The following is a 576-nucleotide window of genomic DNA, read 5'->3' as shown; positions in this document are numbered from 1 at the left end:
GGAACTGGCGACCGGGCGCGTGCGCTGGAAATTCCAGACCACCCACCACGATCTGTGGGACTACGACGTGCCCGCGCAGCCGGCGTTGTACGACATGCCCGACGGCAAGGGCGGCACCGTGCCGGCACTGGTCCAGGTGACCAAGCGCGGGCAGATCTTCGTGCTCGACCGCCGCGATGGCACCCCGATCACCGAGGTGGCGGAAAAGCCGGTGCCGCAGGAGCATGCCGAAGGCGACCGGGTCAGCCCGACCCAGCCGTACTCGGTCGGGATGCCGGCGATCGGCGCGCAGCCGCTGACCGAAAAGATGATGTGGGGCGCGACCTTCTTCGACCAGCTGGCCTGCCGCATCGCTTTCCGCAAGCTGCGCTACCTGGGTGATTTCAGCGCGCCGAGCAGAAAAAAGACTAAGGATCAATATTCAATAAGCTCTTTGACTTCAGGGTTCGGATCTGTCGTTGTGGAGTATTTAGGTTCGTAGAATATGAATACCTGTTGTTTCTTGGCATATCTGCCTTCCTGCAAGTCTTTTCAGTACTATTTATGACATATTGTGCTCATTTTGGTTAATCTCCA

At 58.5% G+C, this 576-nt stretch carries 1 pseudogene; it reads left to right on the top strand.

What is annotated here, in order from left to right:
* Positions 1-481 (top strand): annotated as a pseudogene (locus tag CSC62_RS17475) (hypothetical protein); the annotation flags it as partial.
* Positions 482-576 lie beyond the last annotated feature (95 nt).

It is taken from the genome of Pseudoxanthomonas jiangsuensis, from assembly GCF_010093185.1.
GTDB lineage: Bacteria > Pseudomonadota > Gammaproteobacteria > Xanthomonadales > Xanthomonadaceae > Pseudoxanthomonas > Pseudoxanthomonas jiangsuensis.
The sequence above is the reverse complement of the archived record's forward strand: the minus strand, read 5'-3'. Positions and strand labels throughout refer to the sequence as shown.